The following is a 2,109-nucleotide window of genomic DNA, read 5'->3' as shown; positions in this document are numbered from 1 at the left end:
CGTTGCTCCGTCAGACTTTCGTCCATTGCGGAAGATTCCCTACTGCTGCCTCCCGTAGGAGTCTGGGCCGTGTCTCAGTCCCAGTGTGGCCGATCACCCTCTCAGGTCGGCTACGCATCGTCGCCTTGGTGAGCCGTTACCTCACCAACTAGCTAATGCGCCGCGGGTCCATCTGTAAGTGGTAGCAAAAGCCACCTTTCAACTTCGAACCATGCGGTTCGAAATGTTATCCGGTATTAGCTCCGGTTTCCCGGAGTTATCCCAATCTTACAGGCAGGTTACCCACGTGTTACTCACCCGTCCGCCGCTAATCTTCGGGAGCAAGCTCCCTCAGATTCGCTCGACTTGCATGTATTAGGCACGCCGCCAGCGTTCGTCCTGAGCCAGGATCAAACTCTCCAATAAAGAGTTGATATAGCTCATAAAATGTACTAGTTTAGTACGTTGTTTTGTTAATCGAAATTAACGTTGGCACGCTTGGTTTTGTTTAGTTTTCAAAGATCATAATCTCTTGCGCAGCCCATCATAAGGCCGGAATTCAATAATACCAATTTCTCGATATCCTGTCAACTACTTTTTTATAATTTATTATTAGGAAAAAGTAGTATTTAACATTAAAAACGACAGATATTCATCTTAACAATAATAAAAAATATTGTCAAACATTATTTCATAAGTATTACTGACTGTTAAATATCGTAACAATTAATTGTTTTTTTTACAACTAGTATTTTATGGAAAATATTTAATGGTTAAAGCAACTCTCTACTACCTGGAACATCTGAACTACTATGAATGTCCCTTTCAATCAATTGTTGGGTAAGGCTATACGTATCAATATCTACAGAATATTTAGGACGACGCTTAGATTCCTTATAAATTTTTCCTATATACTCCCCAATCAAACCGATTGCAATTAATTGAAGACCTCCAATTAACCAGATTGACGTAATTAATGAAGTCCATCCAGTTTCCGTTTCTCCAATAAACTTTAATGTTATAAAATAAGACCCAAATAATAAGCTCGTAAAAAAAGATAAAAATCCTAGTAATAGTACAAACCGGATTGGAGTCACTGAAAAAGAGGTAATACCTTCAAATGCAAAGGATAACATTTTCTTTAACGGATATTTTGAATCTCCTGCAAAACGTTCTTTACGATCATAATATACTGAGGTTGAAGAAAATCCTATTAAGGGTACGATTCCTCGTAAAAACAAATTCACTTCTTCAAATCTTTCTAATTCTCCAATTGCTCTCTTACTCATTAAACGATAGTCTGCATGATTATAAATCAAATCAACGCCCATTTTCCGCATTAGTTTATAAAAGGTTTCCGCTGTGGTTCTTTTGAATATACTATCAGTATCTCTCTTTTTTCGAACTCCATAGACAATATCAAATCCTTCTTTATACTTTATAATAAAATCTCTAATACTATTTACATCATCTTGAAGATCGGCATCTATAGAGACTACACAATCCGATGTGTTTTTTGCTGTGACCAATCCAGCAAATAGCGCGTTTTGATGTCCGACATTTTTCGCAAGCTTAAGTCCATGTACTTTCTGATTGATTAAACTTTCTTTATAAATAATTGACCAGGTTTTATCTTTGCTTCCATCATCAACAAATAAGATTTTACTCTGGGCAGAAATCAATTGTTCTTCAATTAAATAGTCTATTTCATCATTAAGCTGATGTATTGTCTCTGCTAAAACATCCTCTTCGTTATAACAAGGAACTACAATTGTAAGAATAGGTTCAACCATTACATTACCTCCAGGTTTACAAGACTTTATATAAATAGATTTTCCATACTGATAAATCCGATTGAAATGTACGTTCTAATAAGAGATGATTTTCTTTTGCATTTTCGATTGGAACTGCTGAAAAAATGTATAAACCGCCCAACTCTTTGAAGGCATCCATATTCAACTCTAGATTTTTTAGCGTTTTTTTCGAATTTTTCTTAAACATATAATGCTTTCCCAATTCATCTGTGAAAATATAACAACGTCCTCCCCACTCATCAAAGTAAGTTCTAATGGTTTTGTTTTTAGTAAGCTCTTTTTCAATAATTTCTCTAAACTTATACTTGTATGTGAG

At 35.7% G+C, this 2,109-nt stretch carries 2 protein-coding genes and 1 rRNA gene; all 3 read right to left on the bottom strand.

Going from position 1 to position 2,109, the window contains the following annotated elements; translation table 11 throughout:
* Positions 1–405 (bottom strand): 16S ribosomal RNA (locus WQ54_RS17875); the annotation flags it as partial.
* Between the two features lie 347 nt (positions 406–752).
* Positions 753–1,772, bottom strand: coding sequence for a glycosyltransferase family 2 protein (locus tag WQ54_RS17870; RefSeq protein ID WP_046585968.1), 1,020 nt, complete (start codon positions 1,770–1,772; stop codon positions 753–755).
* Between the two features lie 16 nt (positions 1,773–1,788).
* Positions 1,789–2,109 (bottom strand): DUF6044 family protein (locus tag WQ54_RS34325; protein WP_046585967.1); only part of this gene is annotated, 321 nt, incomplete at its 5' end.

The organism is Bacillus sp. SA1-12, assembly GCF_000981385.1.
Classification (GTDB): domain Bacteria; phylum Bacillota; class Bacilli; order Bacillales; family Bacillaceae; genus Metabacillus.
The sequence above is the reverse complement of the archived record's forward strand: the minus strand, read 5'-3'. Positions and strand labels throughout refer to the sequence as shown.

Bases quoted from the DNA above. Each gene is read 5' to 3' on its own strand.
- WQ54_RS17870 (WP_046585968.1), bottom strand. From the start codon at position 1,772: ATGGTTGAACCTATTCTTACAATTGTAGTTCCTTGTTATAACGAAGAG.